General features: G+C 72.8%; 22 protein-coding genes. 13 read left to right on the top strand and 9 right to left on the bottom strand.

Translation table 11 applies throughout. The features are described 5' to 3' along the window. Positions 1-32: 32 nt before the first annotated feature. On the bottom strand, positions 33-212 hold the full coding sequence (locus tag Sru01_RS25165; protein WP_203990378.1) for a hypothetical protein: 180 nt from the start codon (positions 210-212) through the stop codon (positions 33-35). 25 nt (positions 213-237) lie between these two features. Here Sru01_RS25165 and Sru01_RS25160 point away from each other — a divergent pair, with 25 nt between their 5' ends. Continuing rightward, positions 238-780 carry a CGNR zinc finger domain-containing protein gene (locus tag Sru01_RS25160; protein ID WP_203990376.1) on the top strand — a complete coding sequence of 181 codons (543 nt, stop codon included), beginning with the start codon at positions 238-240 and terminating at the stop codon, positions 778-780. A 69-nt stretch (positions 781-849) separates the two neighbouring features. Here Sru01_RS25160 and Sru01_RS25155 read toward each other — a convergent pair whose 3' ends face one another. The 3 genes from Sru01_RS25155 to Sru01_RS25145 all read right to left on the bottom strand — a co-directional run bounded on the left by Sru01_RS25155 (position 850) and on the right by Sru01_RS25145 (position 2,729). Then, entirely contained in the window at positions 850-1,530 is a 681-nt protein-coding gene (locus Sru01_RS25155) for a nucleotidyl transferase AbiEii/AbiGii toxin family protein (protein ID WP_203990375.1), read from the bottom strand. Beyond that, positions 1,523-1,864: a hypothetical protein gene (locus Sru01_RS25150; RefSeq protein WP_203990374.1), complete on the bottom strand. Its 342-nt coding sequence runs from the start codon at positions 1,862-1,864 to the stop codon at positions 1,523-1,525. Before Sru01_RS25150 ends, Sru01_RS25155 begins: the two co-directional genes overlap by 8 nt. A 112-nt stretch (positions 1,865-1,976) precedes the next feature. Next, positions 1,977-2,729, bottom strand: coding sequence for an SDR family oxidoreductase (locus tag Sru01_RS25145; RefSeq protein ID WP_203990373.1), 753 nt, complete (start codon positions 2,727-2,729; stop codon positions 1,977-1,979). Positions 2,730-2,890: 161 nt separating this feature from the next. Between Sru01_RS25145 and Sru01_RS25140 the strand changes: the two genes are divergently transcribed. Together Sru01_RS25140 and Sru01_RS25135 are read left to right on the top strand one after the other, a co-directional pair. After that, positions 2,891-3,463 carry an RNA polymerase sigma factor gene (locus tag Sru01_RS25140; RefSeq protein WP_203990372.1) on the top strand — a complete coding sequence of 191 codons (573 nt, stop codon included), beginning with the start codon at positions 2,891-2,893 and terminating at the stop codon, positions 3,461-3,463. Beyond that, entirely contained in the window at positions 3,456-4,346 is an 891-nt protein-coding gene (locus tag Sru01_RS25135) for a CU044_5270 family protein (protein ID WP_203990371.1), read from the top strand. The genes Sru01_RS25140 and Sru01_RS25135 overlap by 8 nt, the downstream gene beginning before the upstream one ends. A gap of 87 nt (positions 4,347-4,433) precedes the next feature. On the opposite strand, the gene Sru01_RS25130 is transcribed toward Sru01_RS25135, so the two are convergent. Beyond that, positions 4,434-5,864, bottom strand: coding sequence for an aldehyde dehydrogenase family protein (locus Sru01_RS25130; protein WP_239137722.1), 1,431 nt, complete (start codon positions 5,862-5,864; stop codon positions 4,434-4,436). A gap of 340 nt (positions 5,865-6,204) precedes the next feature. Here Sru01_RS25130 and Sru01_RS25125 point away from each other — a divergent pair, with 340 nt between their 5' ends. The 6 genes from Sru01_RS25125 (at position 6,205) to Sru01_RS25100 (ending at position 11,780) form a co-directional block, all read left to right on the top strand. Beyond that, positions 6,205-6,444, top strand: a complete 240-nt coding sequence (locus Sru01_RS25125) for a type II toxin-antitoxin system RelE/ParE family toxin (RefSeq protein WP_373869545.1) — start codon at positions 6,205-6,207, stop codon at positions 6,442-6,444. Further along, the gene (locus tag Sru01_RS25120; RefSeq protein ID WP_203990366.1) at positions 6,441-7,565 is read left to right on the top strand and encodes an ImmA/IrrE family metallo-endopeptidase; all 1,125 of its coding nucleotides are present in this window, start codon (positions 6,441-6,443) and stop codon (positions 7,563-7,565) included. The genes Sru01_RS25125 and Sru01_RS25120 overlap by 4 nt, the downstream gene beginning before the upstream one ends. A 54-nt stretch (positions 7,566-7,619) precedes the next feature. Continuing rightward, positions 7,620-8,027, top strand: coding sequence for an SgcJ/EcaC family oxidoreductase (locus tag Sru01_RS25115; protein WP_239137721.1), 408 nt, complete (start codon positions 7,620-7,622; stop codon positions 8,025-8,027). Between the two features lie 126 nt (positions 8,028-8,153). Then, positions 8,154-9,782, top strand: a complete 1,629-nt coding sequence (gene pgi, locus Sru01_RS25110; RefSeq protein ID WP_203990363.1) for a glucose-6-phosphate isomerase — start codon at positions 8,154-8,156, stop codon at positions 9,780-9,782. Positions 9,783-9,819: 37 nt separating this feature from the next. After that, entirely contained in the window at positions 9,820-11,115 is a 1,296-nt protein-coding gene (locus tag Sru01_RS25105; RefSeq protein WP_203990361.1) for a serpin family protein, read from the top strand. 14 nt (positions 11,116-11,129) lie between these two features. Then, entirely contained in the window at positions 11,130-11,780 is a 651-nt protein-coding gene (locus Sru01_RS25100) for a hypothetical protein (RefSeq protein ID WP_203990359.1), read from the top strand. Positions 11,781-11,857: 77 nt separating this feature from the next. On the opposite strand, the gene Sru01_RS25095 is transcribed toward Sru01_RS25100, so the two are convergent. Then, complete coding sequence (locus Sru01_RS25095; RefSeq protein WP_203990357.1) at positions 11,858-12,445, bottom strand: cadmium resistance transporter; 588 nt, start codon at positions 12,443-12,445, stop codon at positions 11,858-11,860. Positions 12,446-12,472: 27 nt separating this feature from the next. Continuing rightward, complete coding sequence (locus Sru01_RS25090) at positions 12,473-12,889, bottom strand: DUF6157 family protein (RefSeq protein WP_203990355.1); 417 nt, start codon at positions 12,887-12,889, stop codon at positions 12,473-12,475. A 117-nt stretch (positions 12,890-13,006) separates the two neighbouring features. Here Sru01_RS25090 and Sru01_RS25085 point away from each other — a divergent pair, with 117 nt between their 5' ends. From Sru01_RS25085 to Sru01_RS25075, 3 genes are read left to right on the top strand one after another with little or no spacing between them, the layout of a single operon-like run. Next, on the top strand, positions 13,007-13,513 hold the full coding sequence (locus Sru01_RS25085) for a SigE family RNA polymerase sigma factor (RefSeq protein ID WP_203990353.1): 507 nt from the start codon (positions 13,007-13,009) through the stop codon (positions 13,511-13,513). Further along, positions 13,510-14,331, top strand: coding sequence for a hypothetical protein (locus Sru01_RS25080; protein ID WP_203990351.1), 822 nt, complete (start codon positions 13,510-13,512; stop codon positions 14,329-14,331). Before Sru01_RS25085 ends, Sru01_RS25080 begins: the two co-directional genes overlap by 4 nt. Further along, positions 14,306-14,899 carry a hypothetical protein gene (locus Sru01_RS25075; RefSeq protein ID WP_203990349.1) on the top strand — a complete coding sequence of 198 codons (594 nt, stop codon included), beginning with the start codon at positions 14,306-14,308 and terminating at the stop codon, positions 14,897-14,899. The genes Sru01_RS25080 and Sru01_RS25075 overlap by 26 nt, the downstream gene beginning before the upstream one ends. Positions 14,900-15,116: 217 nt before the next feature. Here Sru01_RS25075 and Sru01_RS25070 read toward each other — a convergent pair whose 3' ends face one another. Further along, positions 15,117-15,449, bottom strand: coding sequence for a YciI family protein (locus Sru01_RS25070; protein ID WP_203990347.1), 333 nt, complete (start codon positions 15,447-15,449; stop codon positions 15,117-15,119). 228 nt (positions 15,450-15,677) lie between these two features. Here Sru01_RS25070 and Sru01_RS25065 point away from each other — a divergent pair, with 228 nt between their 5' ends. After that, positions 15,678-17,207, top strand: a complete 1,530-nt coding sequence (locus Sru01_RS25065; RefSeq protein WP_203990345.1) for a carboxylesterase/lipase family protein — start codon at positions 15,678-15,680, stop codon at positions 17,205-17,207. A gap of 96 nt (positions 17,208-17,303) precedes the next feature. Here the strand turns inward: Sru01_RS25065 and Sru01_RS25060 are convergent, their stop codons facing one another. Then, positions 17,304-17,678: a hypothetical protein gene (locus Sru01_RS25060; RefSeq protein WP_203990343.1), complete on the bottom strand. Its 375-nt coding sequence runs from the start codon at positions 17,676-17,678 to the stop codon at positions 17,304-17,306. Between the last annotated feature and the right edge of the window lie 29 nt (positions 17,679-17,707).

Genomic DNA, 17,707 nt, shown 5'->3' with positions numbered 1-17,707 from the left:
TCTCGCCTTGTCGGAAGGTGCCGGGCTCCCCGTCAGCGTGCCGTGCGCCGTCCCGCGCGGTTACGCGCCACCACCGTCGCGGCGGGCGGGCCGCCGATCGGGCCGCGCAGCACGCGCCAGGCGCCGCAGCGGCAGGCCTGGTAGCGGACCAGCCCTTCGCTGGTGTGGTGGTGGGAGCGGGTGTGCCAGTCATGTCCGTCGTGCTGGTTCATACGTACAGGATGATGTAATGGCATTGTGCATCTCAACCCTTACGGGGCCGACGCGGTCCTGCTGATGGCGGACCTGGTCAACTTCCCGCCCGCGACCCTGGACGACCTGGTGAAACGCTGCGCGGACGCCGGCCTGGTCATCGACCGTCCGCCCGGGGAGGCGGACCTGGCCGCCGCGCGGGACCTGGCCGAGCGGTGGTGCGCGATCGTGGACACCCGCGACGAGCGCGCCCGGGTGGTGCTGCTCAACGAGCTGCTGGCCGCCTCGGCCGCCTATCCCCGGGTCACCGACCACGCCGGCACCGGCTGGCACCTGCACTACCGCGACGCGGGCCTCACCCTCGGCGGCGTGCTGCGCGCGCTGGTCGCGGTGGGCACCGCGCTGCACCTGACCGGGCGCGGCATGTCCCGGCTGGCGCGCTGCGCCCGCGACGGCTGCGGCCTGGTGTACGCGGACGTCTCCCGTGGCGGCCGCCAGCGCTACTGCTCCCCGCGCTGCGCCAACCGCGACGCCGTCCGCCGCCACCGCGCCCGGCACACCCCTGCAGCACCGGCGGATCGAAATTGAGGCTTCTATATCCCGATCACGATCCGATTCCCCTGCTGGATGCCTGCATTTCGGGACAAGTTGTGCAGGTCAGTCAAGCTCATCTGAATATGGCGTTTCCTGGGCAATAAGCCGACCAAGGTGATCGGCCCATTGTTGGGCCCAAGCCTTTATTGCCGTGATTTGATCCTCGCGACAACCGTAGACGGTGAACTCCTCATCGGAGTAAACGGCCGCATGGTCCAGTTGATCGCGCAGGTCTTCGTAGAAGAAATCATCGCCCAGAGCGCGCTTGGCCATGCTCACCAGTTCGATGTTGCTGAAGAACATCGTCGCCGCGTGCACATCGATCAGGTCTCGCGGTAGGCCGCGGTCGTGCAGGGCTCCCATCTTAAGGCTGACGGCATCCTCCAGCGAGAGCACCGGTCCAAAGCTCATGATCGCCGGCGGGCCGCTCAACGGCTCCTTGAGGATGTCGACCCGGTACTCGGATCCCTGTGGGAGGCGTACGAGGAGATGGCCTTTTCGGTCTTGAGCGGCGATCACGGTCGCCGCCAAACCGGCTTCCCCATACGCTGTGGCGAGATCATGCGCGATCTCCTGGACGGCGGCGGTGCTGGCCGTGGCGAAATCGATGTCCTTGGACGCGCGACTGACCAGTCCGTGGGCTTTCATCGCATAACCGCCGGCGAGGGCTAGACCATATTTGTCGCAGACCGGCAATGCCGCACGTACCAGTTCCGCGTGATCGGCTTCAAGCGGATCACACAACCAGAGCCGCCAGTTCGGGGAAACGCTGTTGCCAGATCCGGCGGAGGGGGCGAGGCAGGCGAAGCCTGGACCACTCTTCGCAAAGAACGTCAGCATTCAGCCAGCGAGTGTAATGGTCTGATGTGATGCCCGAGGTCAGTACCGTCATGTAGTAGAGGTACCGCTGCTCAGCGTCGTTCAGATCGAAGATCGTGCGGCCGGACCAGGCGAGGTCGCCTGGCAGCTCGACCGTTCCATCCGGCGGCCCGGCCAGATCCGCCAGCGACGCCGGCATGGCGTCGACGGTGCCGGACCATCGTGACGATGCCGTCAGCGGGACTTCCTGAACGCTCACACCTCCAGTGTGGTCCATCGAGTACTCCTGTGCATCTCGAAGGTGCGAAGGTCCCAGAGTTCCACACGGGACGCCACCTCGTCTCGAAGGCGTGGACGAAGGTTCAGTTCGGTCAGCGGGCGGGGTTGTGGGGGAGCCAGTCGCGGTAGCGGATCTTGCCGAGGATGGCGCCGGGGCCGGGTACCAGGGTCAGCTCGCCGGGCACGCTGCCGAAGTACCGCGCCTGCCGGTCGGTGACCACCTCGCGCGGGTCGCCCCACGCGGCGAGGGCCTCGCGGAAGAATTCGTCCATCCACACCTGGTCCGGGCCGCCCACCTCCACCCGGCCGCGCAGCGGCGGACCGAGCGCCACCCGGCCGACCGCCTGGGCGACCTCCTCGCCCGCGATCGGCTGGAAGCGCACCGGCGCGATGTGCACCTCGCCGTCCACCGTCGCCGCGTCGGCGATGCCGCGGACGAACTCGTAGAACTGGGTGGCGTGCACGATCGAGTACGGGACCGGCGACTTCTCGATCAGCCGCTCCTGGGCGACCTTCGCCGCGAAGTACCCGTTGTCCGGCATTCGCTCGGTGCCGACCACCGACAGCGCCACGTGGTGATGCACGCCCGCCGTCGCCTCGGCGTCCAGCAGGTTGCGGGTGGCGGTCTGGAAGAACTCCATCACCGCCTGCGGCTCGTACGACGGCGCGTTCGACACGTCGACCACCGTCGAGGCGCCGGCCAGGGCCTCGGCCAGCCCCTCGCCGGTGACGGCGTTGACCCCGGTGCCCGGGGACGCCGCCACCGCGTCGTGCCCCTGCTCCGCCAGCATCGACACGAGCTTGCCGCCGATCAGCCCGGTCCCACCGATGACCACGATCTTCATGAACACCTCCTTACCCGTTCTCGCGGCCGTCCACCGGCGGTCTCCGGCCGGGGCGTCGCCACCAGGAACGGGACCCCGGAAGACGTTCGGCGGGCGCGGCGAAGTATGGGTGACCATCGACGCCGACCCGGAAGATATCCACCGATGACGAAGACACCGACGTGACCGCCGGCGTGGCCGGACCGGCGACCGACGCCGAACTCGCCGCCGGGCTCGCCGCCCGGCCGGAGCTGTTCGCGGTCGTGCACGACCGCTACTTCCGCGACATCTTCCGCTACGCCGCCGGGCGCCTGGACGCGCAGACCGCCGAGGACATCGCCGCCGAGACCTTCCTGACCGCCTACGACCAGCGGGACCGGTTCGACCCGGCGCGCGGCGGGCTGCGTCCCTGGCTGTTCGGCATCGCCACGAACCTCATCGCCCGGCACCGCCGCAAGGAGGCCCGCCACTACGCGGCGCTCGCCCGGGTCGTACCCGAGCGGGACGCCGAGGGCCCGGAGAACCGGGTCCTCACCTCTGTCGCCGCCCAGCGCATGCGGCCGCGCCTGGTCCAGGCCATGGCACTGCTGACCCCGGGGGAGCGCGACGTGGTGCTGCTCGTCGCGCTCGGCCGGCTCGGCTACCAGGAGGTGGCCGAGGCCCTGGGCATCTCCGCCGGCACCGTGGGCTCGCGGCTCAGCCGTGCCCGCGCCAAACTCCACGACGTTCTCGACCCGGAGGCATTCCATGGATGACCTGAACACCCTGGCCACGCTGCTGGCCGCACCCGAGCCGTCCCCCGAGGCGGCCGAGCGCAGCCTGCGCCGGCTCCAGCGGCGGATGCGCCGTCCGGCCCGGCCGCGCCACATGGCATGGCCGGCGGCCGGGCTCGGCCTGGCCGCCGCCGCGACCGCCGCGGTCCTGCTCCTCCCCGGGGCGGTCGAGCCCACCGCCACCCCGAACGGCCCGCCGGCCGCCGCGGTCCGGCTGACCGGGGGGCAGATCCTGCTCGCCGCCGCCACCACCGCGGCGCGGGCATCGGAGGGTTCCGGCGCCTACTGGTACGTCCGGACGCGCTCGGACGGCGGTGACGCCTTCGAGAGCTGGACCGCGCGGGACGGCCGTACCCGGGTCCGCGGCGAGAAGACGGCCGGCCGGACGGTCGAGCTCGGCCCGCGCACCTCGTTCCGGCTGGGCGGCCTGCCGGTGGACTTCGACCGGCTGGAGAAGTTGCCCGCCGAGCCGGACGCCCTGACGGCGTGGATCGCCGACGGCGTGGCGCGCGGCGACATCACCACCAGCGCCGGCCGGCTGGACGCCGCCGGGCAGGAACGCGCGGTCCTCACCGGACTCGTCTCGCTGGTCTCCCAGCTCCCGGCCTCGCCGGAGGTGCGGGCCGCGGCGTTCCGCGCGCTGGCCGGCCACCCCGGCGTCGAGAGCGCGGGCGCGGCCGGCGGCGGTGAGGCCCTGCGGATCCCGGCCGGAGACGGCGAGCCGGTGCGGCTGGTCGTCGACCCCGCGACCTCCCGGGTGCGCGGCACCACCTTCTACGTCACCGCCGACGGGGCCGAGGTGACGGCGGAACGGCCCGTGACGATCGAGGCCCGCTGGACCGACGCCGCCGGCGACGGCGGCTGACCGATCCGCCGCCGTCCGTCCGCCGGTTCCAGCCGGGACCGGTGCGCCTGATACTCCAGACATCAGCGACGTCCGGCCAGACCCCCGTCAGGGGTGCGGGGTGAGGTGGACGACCTTGGTGTGGGTCATCTCGTCGAGGAGTTCGGGGCCGTAGCCGAAGCCGTGGCCGCTGCCCCGGACCGGCTGGGCGGCGCCGCCGGGGGCGCCGCCGAAGACCGCGTTGACCTTGACGGTGCCGACCGGCAGCTCGCGCCAGGCGCGCTGCGCGCCGGCCATGGACGGGGTGAGCACGGTGGCCGCCAGCCCGTACGCCGAGGCGGCGGCCAGCTCCAGCGCCTGGTCGAAGGAGTCGACGACCCGGACCGCGGCCACCGGGCCGAACGTCTCCTCCCGCATGATCTCCATGTCGTCGGTGCAGCCGGCCAGCACGGTGGCCGGGTAGAAGGCGCCGGGACCGTCCGGGACGGTGCCGCCGGCCAGCGGCCGGGCGCCCGCCGCCACCGCGGCCCGGACCTGCCGGTCGACGATGTCGCGCTGGGCGCGGTCGACCAGCGGGCCGAGGGTGGTCTCCTCGTCCAGCCCGGGGCCCATGCGCAGTTCCTCGGCCCGCTGCACCAGCGCGGCCACGAAGGCGTCGGCGACGTCCCGGTGCACGTACACCCGCTCGACCGAGGTGCAGATCTGTCCGGCGTTGGCGAAGCACCCGATGGCGGCCTGCCCGGCGGCCCACTTGGCGTCCACCCCGGCGTCCACGATCAGCGGGTCCTTGCCGCCGTTCTCCAGCAGGGTGGCCGCGCCGGTGCGGGCGGCCGCGGCGGCGATCGCCCGGCCGGTCGCGGTGGACCCGACGTGCGCGACCAGGTGCACGCCGGGGTGCCCGGCCAGCGGCTCGCCGGCCCGCCGGTCGCCGGAGACCAGGTTCAGCACGCCGGGCGGCAGCGCGGCGGCCAGCAGCTCGGCAAGCAGCGCGCCGGTGTGCGGGGTCCGCTCGGAGGGCTTGTGCACGACGGTGTTACCGGTGACGGCGGCCGCGCCGACCAGCCCGCAGGCGATGGCGACCGGGTCGTTCCACGGAGTGATCACCGCGATGACGCCGCGCGGCTCGTGGACCATCAGGTCGGTCGCGTCGTGGCCGCCCTGCAGGCTGCGGCCCCGGTGCAGCGGCCCGAGCTCGGCGTACTGGCGCAGCGTGCCGATGCCGGCCGCCACCCCGCCGCGCGCGTCGCCGATCGGCTTGCCCATCTCCCGGGTGACCAGCTCGGCCAGCTCCTCGGCGTGCCGCTCCACCAGGGCGGCCGCCCGGTGCAGGGCCGCCGCCCGCTCGGCCGGCGCGGTACGGGTCCAGGCGCGCCGGGCGTCCCGGGCGGCGGCCACCGCCGCCTCGACGTCCTCGGCGCATCCGGCCGGCACCGGCCCGACCGGTTCCCCGGTCGCCGGGTCGGCCACCTCCACCGTCTCCGCCGCGGCACTGCCCCGCCACTCGCCGCCGGCGAGCACCCACCGATCACGCTCTCGCACCAGCCTCTTCCTTCCCTCGGCCGCCATGAGACGGCGGCGCTCGCTGGTTCCGCCGGATTGATCCGCAGGCTCGCCCATACCCCTGAGCTCGGTCGTCACTCGGAAAAGCACGCCCAGCGCGGCGGGATGGGAACTTTGAGTAAAGGAACGACCACGAAGAGTGTTGGGGCACGCTATCCTTGCCTCAGGGTGAGGGTGGGCGTTTACCTGTTTGGTTAATAATGAACAGAGGGGCGGCGGCTTGGAGGTGCGATACGCAGATGCTCGCCTTCAGCGCATCTGCCTCTCGGATCGGAACCTGCGGACGGTCTACGGCGCGGAAGGAGCCAGAAAGATCAGAGTGCGCCTGCAGGCCCTGCGGGGAGCGGACGCGCTGGACGATCTCTTCCGCATGCCGGGTCGCTGCCATCCCCTCAAAGGTCGTTACGCCGGGTGTCATGCCATGGACCTTCATCAGGGGTGGCGGCTGGTCTTCCGGATCGAGGTGGTCCCAGCGGGTGGCGACGGCTCGGAAGTCGGTGCGGGTTTAGGTAAGGAAGACATCGCGCTGGTCATAGAGATCGTCGACTATCACGGATGATCACCAAGCAGGAAGGAGTGAGAAGGATGACGCCGACGTCTGAGTCCTACTCCGGTGAGCCCGACTACGCCGTGCCCCCTGGCGAGACCATCCGCGAGTTCCTCGATGAGCTGGGCATGACCCAGCGTGATCTCGCGACTCGGCTGGGTCTGAGCGCGAAGCATGTCAATCGCCTGATCCAGGGCGTGGTGCCGTTGAGCAGCGAGGTCGCCCAGCGCCTGGAGCTGGTGACCGGCATGCCCGCGCGGCTGTGGAACCGCTTGGAGGCGGATTACCAGTCCGCGTGTCAGCGGCTGCGCATGGCGAAGGAGTTGGGAGACGCCGTCCCCTGGCTGAGCGAGATGCCGGTTCGTGAGCTGGTCAAGCGGGGGGTCCTCCCCGAGGCTCCGGCGGACGGCACTTCTCGCGTCCAGCAGATGCTCGCCTTCTTCGGAGTGGCGCACCTGACCACGTGGCGGGAGCTGTACGGGAGTCCGGTCGCCGCGTTCCGCCAGGCGACGGCTTACGAGGTGAAGTCGGGCGCGGTCGCGTCCTGGTTGCGGCTGGGGGAGATCGCCGCGCGCGATGTCTCCTGCGGCCCGTTCAATGCCGCCGGGCTACGTAATGCGCTTCCGGCGCTGCGCAGGCTGACCGGCGAGCCTCCGGCGGTCATCGCTCCGATCATGCGCGACATCTGCGCGAGGCACGGTGTCGCGGTGGTCGTCGTCGAGGAGATCACGGGGGCCCGGGCCAGCGGAGCGACGCGATGGGTGAACGCCGACAAGGTCATGCTGCTGCTCAGCCTGCGTTATCGGACCGACGACCATCTCTGGTTCACCTTCTTCCACGAGCTCGGGCACATCCTGTTGCACGGAAGAGGCGAGACCTGGATCGACGACAGCGTGCCGGAGGATGATCCCAGGGAGCGCGAGGCCGATCGCTTCGCCTGCGAACAGCTGATTCCGGACGAGCATCTGGATCGGCTGCGTGAGTTGCGCTCCCTCGAGTCGGTGCGGAGCTTCGCTCGCGAGCTCGAGATCTCTCCAGGGATCGTCGTAGGACGTCTTCAGCACGAGGGCGTCTGGCCGCGCAGACAAGGCAACGCTCTCAAGCGCAAGGTCGATCTCGTCAGCGATCTGTGAGGCATGACGCCTTGACCTGAAGTTTGGTTGAGGTACGAGGCTGGGCGCATGGAGATGCGAGTTCCGAAAGAGATCGAGATCAAGGCGATCGAGCAGGTCGTGGCGACGCTGGAGCACGCTCAGCAGAACGAGCTGCCGGAGGAGTTCGTCGGGCTGTTCCGGGCCGACGCGATCTGGACGACCGGCGGCGGCCGGCTGCTCGCCGGGCGGGAGGTGATCGCGGAGTTCACCCGCCGGGTGCTGCCCGGGGCGATGAAGGAGTCCACCGCGACGTACGAGGTGGTGCATGTGCTGTTCATCCGCCCGGACGTCGCGGCGGTCAAGGTGCGGCAGCGCCCGGTCACCCTGGACGGCCGGCCGATCGAGGGCGGGCAGGAGGGCACCCCGACGTACGTGATGGCCAAGGAGGACGGCCGCTGGCTGATCGTCGCCGCCCAGAACACCCTGGTGGCCGCCGGCTGAGCCTGCCCGGCCGGGGGAGATGGTCTTGGGGGTGGGCGGTTATCGCGATACTGCGGGGGAGGATTGACCCGAGTACGAGACCGGCCGCCCGGCGGCCGGTTCGCCAGTGACCGGAAGGAACGACCGATGCCGACCGTCCCGCTTCGTGACCGCGCCTCGTGGAAGGCCCTGGAGCAGCACCACGCCGAGATCAGCGGCCGCCACCTGCGCGAGCTGTTCGCCGAGGACCCCGGCCGCGGCGAGCGGATGACCGCCGAGGCGGCCGGGCTGTTCCTGGACTTCTCCAAGAACCGGGTGACCGGCGAGACGATGCGGCTGCTGCTCGACCTCGCCCGCGAGTCGGGGCTGGACGAGCGGCGGGAGGCCATGTTCCGCGGCGACCCGATCAACACCTCGGAGAACCGGTCGGTGCTGCACGTGGCGCTGCGGATGCCTAAGGAGCGCGCGCTGACGGTCGGCGGCGTGGACGTGGTCGCCGAGGTGCACGAGGTGCTGGACCGGATGGCGGACTTCGCGCGGCGGATCCGCTCCGGCGAGTGGACCGGGCACACCGGCAAGCCGATCAAGAACATCGTCAACGTCGGCATCGGCGGCTCCGACCTCGGCCCGGTGATGGCGTACGAGGCGCTGCGGCACTACACCCGGCGCGACCTGACCCTGCGGTTCGTCTCCAACGTGGACGCCACCGACTTCGTGGAGGCGACCCGCGACCTGGACCCGGCCGAGACGCTGTTCATCATCTCCTCCAAGACCTTCGGCACCTTGGAGACCCTGGCCAACGCCAAGTCCGCCCGCGACTGGCTGGTGGCCGCGCTGGGCGACGAGGCGGTGGCCCGGCACTTCGTCGCGGTGTCCACCAACGCCGAGCGGGTCGCGGAGTTCGGCATCGACACCGCGAACATGTTCGGCTTCTGGGATTGGGTCGGCGGCCGGTACTCGATGGACTCCGCCATCGGCCTGTCGGTCATGCTGGCGATCGGCCCGGAGCAGTTCGCCGAGCTGCTGGCCGGCTTCCACGACATGGACGAGCACTTCCGCACCGCGCCGCCGGAGCAGAACCTGCCGGTGCTGATGGCCATGCTGTCGGTCTGGTACGTCAACTTCTTCGGCGCGCAGAGCATCGCGGTGCTGCCCTACGAGCAGTACCTGAAGCGGTTCCCCGCCTACCTGCAGCAGCTCACCATGGAGTCCAACGGCAAGAGCGTGACCCGCGAGGGCCGGGCCGTCGACTACGACACCGGGCCGGTCTACTGGGGCGAGCCGGGCACCAACGGCCAGCACAGCTTCTACCAGCTCATCCACCAGGGCACCCGGCTGATCCCGGTGGACCTGATCGGGTTCGGCCGCAGCCTCAACCCGCTGCGCGACCACCACGACCTGCTGACGGCGAACGTGTTCGCCCAGGCCGAGGCGCTGGCGTTCGGGCGCACCGAGGAGGAGGTGCGGGCCGAGGGCACCGCGCCGGAGGTGGCGCCGCACCGGGTGATGCCGGGCAACCGCCCGTCGAACACGCTGCTCGCCGAGCGGCTCACCCCCCGGCTGCTGGGCGCGCTGGTCGCGCTGTACGAGCACATCGTGTTCGTGCAGGGCGTGGTCTGGGACGTGGACTCCTTCGACCAGTGGGGGGTGGAGCTCGGCAAGGTGATGGCCGGCCGGATCACCCCCGAGCTGACCGGCGACCAGGAGCCGGAGCTTTCGCACGACTCCTCGACCAACGCGCTGATCCGCCGCTACCGGGGGCTCCGGCAGGGGTAGGAGTGAACCGCCGGCCGGCCGGAGACGTCAGTGGGGCATGACCGTTGACCGCTTCGGCCGGGTGGGCCGGCGAGACCTGTTCGCGCTGGCGCTGCCGGCGGCCACGATGGCCGTGCTGGCCGGGTGCGGGACCGAGGGAGGCGATGCGCGGGTGTTGACGGCACCGGGCGTCCGGCGGGAGACCCCGCCGCCGGACCTGCCGCTTTCCGATGTGGTACACGGGATGACCGGGTTCGGGCACGCGCTGTACGCGGCGGTCGCCCGGCCGGACGCCAACGCCGTGCTGTCCCCGCTGAGCGTGGCCTGCGCGTTCGCCATGGCCCGCGCCGGGGCGCGGGGCGCCGCCGCGGCGGCGCTGGACCGGGTGTTCGGCTTCCCGGCCGCCGGGCCGCACCAGGCGTTCAACGCGCTCACCCGGCGGATCGTCACCAGCGACGGACCGCCGCCGGATGACGAGGACGAGGACGCCGCCACGCGCCCGCCGGTGGTGGCGGTGGCCAACGGGCTGTTCGTCCAGCAGGACGCCACGGTGGGCGCGGAGTTCCTGCGCACCCTGGCCGCCCAGTACGGTGCCGGGGTGCGCTCCGTCGACTTCACCGCCGGCGCCGCCCGCGAGATCAACGCCTGGGTGGACCGGCAGACCGCCGGGCGGATCAAGAAGCTGTTCGACCGGCTGTCCCCGCAGACCCGGCTGGTCATCGCGAACGCCGTCTACCTCAAGGCCCGGTGGCTGTTCCCGTTCGAGGAGCCGGCGGGCGAGCGCGGCGCCGCGTTCACCCGCGCGGACGGCGGCCAGGTGCGCACCGACCTGATGCGCAAGCACGAGGTGTTCCCCTACGCCGCCGGGCCCGGCTGGCAGGCCGTCGCGCTGCCGTACGTGCGCGGCGAGCTGGCCATGTGGGTGCTGGTGCCCGCCAGGGGCACCGCGCCGGGCGGCATGCTGGCGCCGGACCGGCTGCGCGAGGTGCGCGACGGGCTGGCGGACGCCCCGGTGCGGGTCGCGATCCCCCGCTGGGACTTCGCCACCGGCCTGGACCTGGAGCCGGCGCTGCGGCGGCTGGGGCTCGGCGCGATCTTCGACGATGGCGCCGACTTCTCCGGCATCGCGCCGGGCCTGTCCGTCGGGCAGGTGGCGCACCGGGCGAACATCACCGTGGACGAGATGGGCACCGAGGCGGCCGCCGCCACCGGGATGGCGATGGCGGTGTCCGCGCCCGCCGAGCCGGTGGCCGAGGTGCGCGCCGACCACCCGTTCGCCTTCGCCATCATGCACACCCCGACCGCCACCCCGCTGTTCATCGGCCACGTCGCCGAACCGGCGGCCGCCCGCTGAGAAGGAGGGGAGCGATGTACGGCTACCGGTGTGACGACTTCGGCATCACCCAGCTGGCGAGCGCCCACTACATCTCCTCCTGGTGGGAACACTACGAGACCGGGCTGGACATCGTCCGCGAGCTCGCCCGGGAGCAGAACGCCGGCGCCAACCAGGAGTACCTCTTCGACGCCCTGCTGCTCGACGCCTCGCCGCTCACCGCCGGGCAGCTGGCCGCGCTGTGGCGGTCCGCCTGCGACAGCTGGCACCATCCGGACGTCGACGGCCTGGACGGGCGGGGCTGGCTGCGGGCGATCATCGACATCATGACACCACCGGTCCGGGCCGCGGGGCTGGAGGTGACGCCGCCGGACGAGATCGACCGGCGGCCGAAGGCCGCCGAGCGCGTCACCCGCGCGGTGCGGCGGTTCTCGATCACCGCGAACTTCCACCTGGACCCGGCCGACGAGGAGTACCTGCGCCGCGCGATGCTGGACCTCGTCGAGTACGGGCTGCCGGAGCTCGCGTTCAGGTTCTTCCTGGTCTGCGCGGTCAAGCACTGGACGCCGGTCGACCTGGCGTTCATCGACGAGCTGCACGAGACGGCCGAGCTGTTCGAGTACGAGCCCTACGTCGTGTACCGGCTGACCCACATCCTGCCGCCCGGCGAGCAGGCCCGGGCCTGACCGCCACGCGGCGGCCGCCGCCGCCATGTCCCGCGCCACGGGCGGGACGTGCCGCGGTTCCTCGATGCCGCGACGGTCTAGCGGCCGGTGAGGAGGATGGCGAGGCCGAGGCCGATCAGGACGACCGGCAGCACAAGGTGGCCCCAGCGGGACAGCACGCGGGCGACCGGCGGCCGGGTGGCGACGTACCGGCCGGCCGCGCACCAGACCGCCACCAGGACCAGGAACACCGCGGCGTACACCGTCATGCCGCCCGCGCCGGCCACCGCGAACACCGGGACGTACACCCCGATGTTGTCGCCGCCGTTGGCGAAGGTCACCGCGGCGACCTGGAGCGTGCCGGGCGGCGGCCCGGCCGGCTCGCCGTCGCCGGACGGTCCGACGCCGCGGTCGCGCCACGCCTGCCAGGCGGCCTTCAGGCCGAGGGCGAGCGGCAGCAGCCCCAGGTAGGGGAGCACCGATTCCGGCAGGAAGGTCGCGCCGAACGCGGCGGCCACCGCGAGCACCAGGAGCCCGGCGAACCCCAGGTACTGGCCGAGGACGATCCGGCGGGCCGCGCCGCGGTGTCCGGCGGCGCGGGCGAAGAACAGCGCCAGGATCACGATGTCGTCGATGTTGGTGACCGCGAACAGGCCGGCCGCCTGGTCGAGGACGCCGGGATTCACGAGGTCGCCCTACCGCTTGCGGCGGGGTCAGGCGCGGCGCGAGCGCATGGCCTTGAGCACGGTGACCTCGTCACCGGCCAGCAGCTCCTGGTACCGCGCCGACTCCATCGGGCACAGCGCGATCCGGCCCGCCGAGTCGAACAGCAGGCCGAAGCCATGCCGTTTGGGCAGTGGCGAGGCGCGCAGGCACGCCTGGGAGCGGGCGAAGAACTCGTGCCGCAGCCGCGCCACCTCGTCCGGTCCGGCCGGCGGCGGGTCCTGGCGGCGCAGCCAGGACTCGAACAGCACGTCCTCCTGGGTCAGCGTGTGCGGGGCGTCCGCCAGCATCTCGTACTGCAGCCCGGCGACGGTCCGCTTCCCGGCGCGCTCGCGGGGGACCTCGCTGTGCGGCACCGGGCAGTCGTCGGCGACGGCGATCAGCGTGTCGTAGTAGTGCAGATCCATCCGAACCCCCGTCGTGCGTCAACCCGAGAATGCAGCCTATATCGGTACATGTGCCGTCAGGATTCAACATCCGGACGGGTGGCCGCGTCTGCAGATCAGGAGCCTTGAGGAAGGGCGATGGTCTTGGATGACGAGGAGTTGTTCGTGCGGTTCGTGGCCGAACGCGCGGACGCCCTGCTGCGTTACGGGTACGTGCTCACCGGCAACCCGCACGACGCCGCCGACCTCACCCAGGAGGCGCTGGTCCGGCTGCACCGGGCGTGGCCGCGGGTGCGCCGCAAGGAACAGCCGGAGAGCTACGCCCGGATGACCATGGCCCGCCTGCACGTGAGCACCTGGCGGCGCCGGCGGCGCGAGGTGCTCGCCTGGGACCCGCCGGACGCCGAGCACCTCGACCCGCTGCCGTCGGAGGCCGAGCGCGGCATGTGGCAGATGCTGGCCGGGCTGCCGCGCAAGCAGCGCGCCGTGCTGGTGCTCCGCTACTACGAGGACCTGACCGACGTGGAGATCGCGCGGGTGCTCGGCGTCTCGCACGGCACGGTGCGCAGCCACGCCTCCCTGGCCCTCGCCCGGTTGCGGACCACGATCGCCCACCCCACGGCCGTCGACGGGAGCGCGCAATGAGCAACGACGTGGAGGACATCCTCCGCCGCACCCTGGAGCAGGCCTCCATCCGCGCGCCGCGCGCCCCGTCCGAGCTGTCCGGGCAGGTCGTGGCCCGGTCCCGGCGGCGGACGGCGCGCATCCAGGCCGCCGTCGCGGCGCTGGCGGTGGTGCTGGTGGCCGGCGGGGTGGGCGTGGCGGTCCGCGGCCGGGACGCGGCCGGTACCGACCGGCCGGCCCGCGATCCGGCGCCGGCCTCGGTCGCACCCACGGGGGCCGGCGATCGGGGCCCCACCGGGATCACCGATGCCGAGGAGCCGCCGGTGAACGAGGTGACGCCGCCCCCGGTCTCGCCCACGGCGACGATCACCCACTCCGCCGAGCCGCCGGTGAACGAGGTGACGCCGCCCCCGGCGCCCGGCGACCGGAACGCCGCCGGGATCACCGACGCCGCGGACCCGCCGGTGGACCAGGTGTGGCCCGGCGCGGTGCGACGGTTGCCCGCCCGGCTTCCTGGAGTGGGCAGGGTCATCGTGAAGGGGGCCATCGACTACCAGACGTTGCTGCTGGAGAGCTGGGAGAAGTTCGAGAAGGCCGGGGCGCTGTACGCCTATGACATGGCGGGTGGCGGAGTGCGGCGGATCGCGGACATCCATACCCCCAAGGGCGTCTACTCAGGCGGTTACCAGGTCGGCGGCGGACGGATCGTCTGGATGACCTACAACGGCTCATGGACGAAGCTGTGGTCGGTCTCGGCTGGCGGCGGCCGGCCCGCCCGCCCGGATTCCTACCGACCGTCCGCTTCCCCGGGCGGTGGACACGCTCGCCCTGGTCGATGACCGGGTCGCCTACTCCCTGGACGAGGGAGGAGTGTTCACCGTGCCGCTGGCCGGAGGACGGGTGCGCGCGGTGCCCGGTGCCGGCCACCATCACATTCTGAGCTGGCCCTGGGTCGGTACGCCCGGCGAACACCCGCCGTCTGACGGCACTCCCACCTTCGCGACGATTCGCAACGTGGACACCGGGGAGGTCAGGGCCGCCCTGGTGAAACCGGGGGAGCGGTGGGTGCACTGCGGGGTGGCACGCTGCCAGGGGGGTTTCGCCGAGGGTCGGCCGTTCCAGCGGTCACGCGACGGCACCGGCCAGACCGCCCTGCCGGGTGGTGCGTCCGTCCGGGGCCTGGCGCTCGACCGGTTCTACACCGTGCATTACTTCGCGCGGCCCGGCAGGCCGCAGTCCCTGTGCGACTTGGTCACCGGCAAATGCGGTGACCTGGGACTAAGGGAGCTGCCAGCGGCAAGATCGGGCACCGTGATCCTGCCGGAAGTCGACACCCGGCTTCTCGACTACGAGGTCGGCGATCAACACGTGGTGATCGATCTGGAACGGATCACCCGGACCGGCTGACCGGCGACCCACCCGCCCGGAAGGGGGCCGCATCGGCCCGCCAGGCTGGGTGCCGCGGCCTCCGGCCCCGATCGCCGCCGGCCTCCGGCCTGGGTCGACCACGTCCCCAGGCCGGGATCGACCGTGTCCCCAGGCCGGGGAACGGAGCGCCGCCGGTGCCCCGAGCCGGGGCCGCGTGGTCACCGCACGGGCGGGACTGCGGTGCTCGGCGGCCGGCCTAGGGTGTGTCCCGCAGCGGCCAGACCTCGACGACGCCCTGCGCGACCGCGCAGGGGGTCTGGGCCACCAGCTCGACGGCCTCCTCCAGGGTCGCCGCCTCGATGATCGCGAAGCCGGCGAGCGGCAGAGCCGACGACATGAAGGGGCCGTCCTCCACGGTCGGATCGGCACCGCCAGGGTTGCGCACCTGGACGGGCGGGCCGGCCATCCCCATCTCGGCGCCCGCGGCCGCCAGCCGGGCATCGTGCGCGTGCGCCCGGTCGCGGACCGCCGGGTCGGTGCGGTCGTAGCCGTCCTGGTCGCCATATCCGATGGTCACGAACTTCGCCATGGCAGGTCGTCCTTCCGTACGAGTGCTTTACCGATAGAGACCTTCCCGGAGCCGGTAACTCATCGGTGGATCCCACCCGCGAATCAGGTCGTCCAAACGCGCCGGCCGCGGCAAGGACCGGCCGGATCGGGGGGGTCGGGTCAGGTCGCGGCCGCTAAATGGATTGTCGGGCGATGGCGCGCCCTGGGATGCTCGCCCGGCCGGACCGGGACGGGGAGGAAACCGACAGTGACCGACACCGCATCCAGCAGGCCGGAAGAGCCCCGGCCGGAGGTCCGTACCGCGGCCGGCGTGCTGCGCGGCCGGCGTGAGGCGGGCCTGGCGGTCTTCCGTGGCATCCCGTTCGCCGAGCCGCCGGTCGGCGCGCTCCGGTTCGCCGCGCCGCAGCCGGTCCGCGGCTGGGAAGGGGTGCGCCCGGCGGTCGCGCCCGGCCCGCCGCCGCCGCAGAGCGACCTGCTCGGTGCGGCCCAGGCCCCGGCCGGCGACGGCTGGCTGACGCTCAACGTGTGGACCCCCGACCCGGGGCCGGCGGCAGGGCTCCCGGTGATGGTGTGGATCCCCGGCGGCGGTTACGCCATGGGCGACGCCGGCCTCCCGGAGTACGACGGCGGGCACCTGGCCGGTGAGGGAACCGTGGTGGTGACCCTCAACTACCGGCTCGGCATTGAGGGCTTCGCGCAGATCGACGGAGCACCGGCCAACCGGGGACTGCTCGACCAGGTCGCGGCCCTGACGTGGGTGCGGGACAACATCCGGGCGTTCGGCGGCGACCCCGGCCGGGTCACCGTCTTCGGGCAGTCGGCGGGCGGCGGCTCGGTGGCCGCGCTGCTCGCCATGCCGCGCGCCGCCGGGCTGTTCCGCCGGGCGGTCGCCCAGAGCGTGCCCGGCACGTTCTTCTCCGCCGAGCTGGCCGCCGACATCGCCGCCGCCTGCGCCGCCGAGCTCGGGGTTCCCCCCACAGTGTCCGGGCTCTCGGCGGTGGCCCCGGCCCGGCTGCCCGCCGCCGGTGACGCGGTCTCCGCCCGGACGGTCCAGCGGCGGGAGCGCTGGGGGCGGGTCGCCCACCGGCCGATCCTGTTCTCCCCGGTCGTCGACGGCGACGTCCTGCCGGCGACCCCCTGGCAGGCGCTGGCCGGCGGCGCCGCCCGGGACGTCGCGCTGCTCGTCGGGCACACCCGCGACGAGCACCGGCTGTTCAGCCTGATCGACGGCGTGCTCGGCCAGGTCACCCCCGAGCAGTGCGAGACCGCGCTGCGGATGCTCGCCCCCGGCCCGGACGGCGCGCGCCGGTACCGGGACGCGTTTCCGGCCGCGTCCGGCGAGGAGCTGTACGAGCTGGTCAACGGTGACTGGCTGTTCCGGATGCCGAGCCTCCACCTGGCCGGCGCGCAGGTCGCCGGCGGCGGCCGGGCCCACCTGTACGAGCTGACCTGGCCGGCCCCCGGACTCGGCGGGGCCCTGGGCGCCTGCCACGGGCTGGACGTACCGCTGGTCTTCGGCAACCTGAGCAGCGGGCGGCCCGCCATGCTGATCGGGGACCCGCCCGGGGCGGCGGCCGTCGAGCTGTCGGCGCGGATCCGCCGGGCCTGGACGGCGTTCGCCGCGCACGGCGACCCGGGCTGGCCCGCCTACGACTCCGGCCGGCGCCTGACCCAGGTCTTCGACGCCGAGCCGGCGGTCACCGCCTACCCGGAGGAGGCGTCGCGGCTGCTGTGGCAGGACCACACCTTCCCGCCGCTCCCGCTGCTCGCCGGGTGAGGCGGCCGGCCCGGGCCCGGCAGGCGATGGCGCCAGGTGCGGCGCGCGTCCGGGCCGCCGCCGGAGCCGGCCGCGGCCCGGATCTGACCGCCGCCCTCAGTTGAAGGTGATGTCGCCGGTTATGTCGCGGGCCTGGACGACGGTCCGGGCCTGGCCGGTGAAGGTGTTGGCGACGCCGCCGTCCGCGGTGACCCGTCGCCAGAGTTCCTGTACCTCGGCGGCGAACGCCGGATCTTCGTCCATGGCCTGGCGCAGCGCCCCGGCCAGCCGGGAGGTCGGTTCGGCGGCGGCCGGGTCGGCACGCGCCTCCTCCAGTGCCGCCGCCCGGCCGCGGGCGTGCAGCCGCTCGCGGACCCGCCGGGCCAGCGTGGCCACCGCGTCCCGGGCGGCCTGGCCCAACGCCTCGCCGGTGGTGCTCGCCACGCCGGTCGCCAGCGCGCCGGCGATGGCCAGGGTGATCGGGTCGGCCATCCGTTCCTCCCGGGGGACGGTTCGTGCGG

The organism is Sphaerisporangium rufum (genome assembly GCF_016863395.1).
Lineage (GTDB): Bacteria > Actinomycetota > Actinomycetes > Streptosporangiales > Streptosporangiaceae > Sphaerisporangium > Sphaerisporangium rufum.
Note: the sequence above shows the minus strand (reverse complement) of the source record. Positions and strands in the feature narration are given on the sequence as shown.

Bases quoted from the DNA above. Each gene is read 5' to 3' on its own strand.
- Sru01_RS25165 (WP_203990378.1), bottom strand. From the start codon at position 212: ATGAACCAGCACGACGGACATGACTGGCACACCCGCTCCCACCACCAC.
- Sru01_RS25145 (WP_203990373.1), bottom strand. From the start codon at position 2,729: ATGAAGATCGTGGTCATCGGTGGGACCGGGCTGATCGGCGGCAAGCTC.
- Sru01_RS25135 (WP_203990371.1), top strand. From the start codon at position 3,456: ATGGATGACCTGAACACCCTGGCCACGCTGCTGGCCGCACCCGAGCCG.
- Sru01_RS25120 (WP_203990366.1), top strand. From the start codon at position 6,441: ATGATCACCAAGCAGGAAGGAGTGAGAAGGATGACGCCGACGTCTGAG.
- Sru01_RS25115 (WP_239137721.1), top strand. From the start codon at position 7,620: ATGCGAGTTCCGAAAGAGATCGAGATCAAGGCGATCGAGCAGGTCGTG.
- pgi (WP_203990363.1), top strand. From the start codon at position 8,154: ATGCCGACCGTCCCGCTTCGTGACCGCGCCTCGTGGAAGGCCCTGGAG.
- Sru01_RS25105 (WP_203990361.1), top strand. From the start codon at position 9,820: ATGACCGTTGACCGCTTCGGCCGGGTGGGCCGGCGAGACCTGTTCGCG.
- Sru01_RS25100 (WP_203990359.1), top strand. From the start codon at position 11,130: ATGTACGGCTACCGGTGTGACGACTTCGGCATCACCCAGCTGGCGAGC.
- Sru01_RS25090 (WP_203990355.1), bottom strand. From the start codon at position 12,889: ATGGATCTGCACTACTACGACACGCTGATCGCCGTCGCCGACGACTGC.
- Sru01_RS25085 (WP_203990353.1), top strand. From the start codon at position 13,007: ATGGTCTTGGATGACGAGGAGTTGTTCGTGCGGTTCGTGGCCGAACGC.
- Sru01_RS25080 (WP_203990351.1), top strand. From the start codon at position 13,510: ATGAGCAACGACGTGGAGGACATCCTCCGCCGCACCCTGGAGCAGGCC.
- Sru01_RS25070 (WP_203990347.1), bottom strand. From the start codon at position 15,449: ATGGCGAAGTTCGTGACCATCGGATATGGCGACCAGGACGGCTACGAC.
- Sru01_RS25060 (WP_203990343.1), bottom strand. From the start codon at position 17,678: ATGGCCGACCCGATCACCCTGGCCATCGCCGGCGCGCTGGCGACCGGC.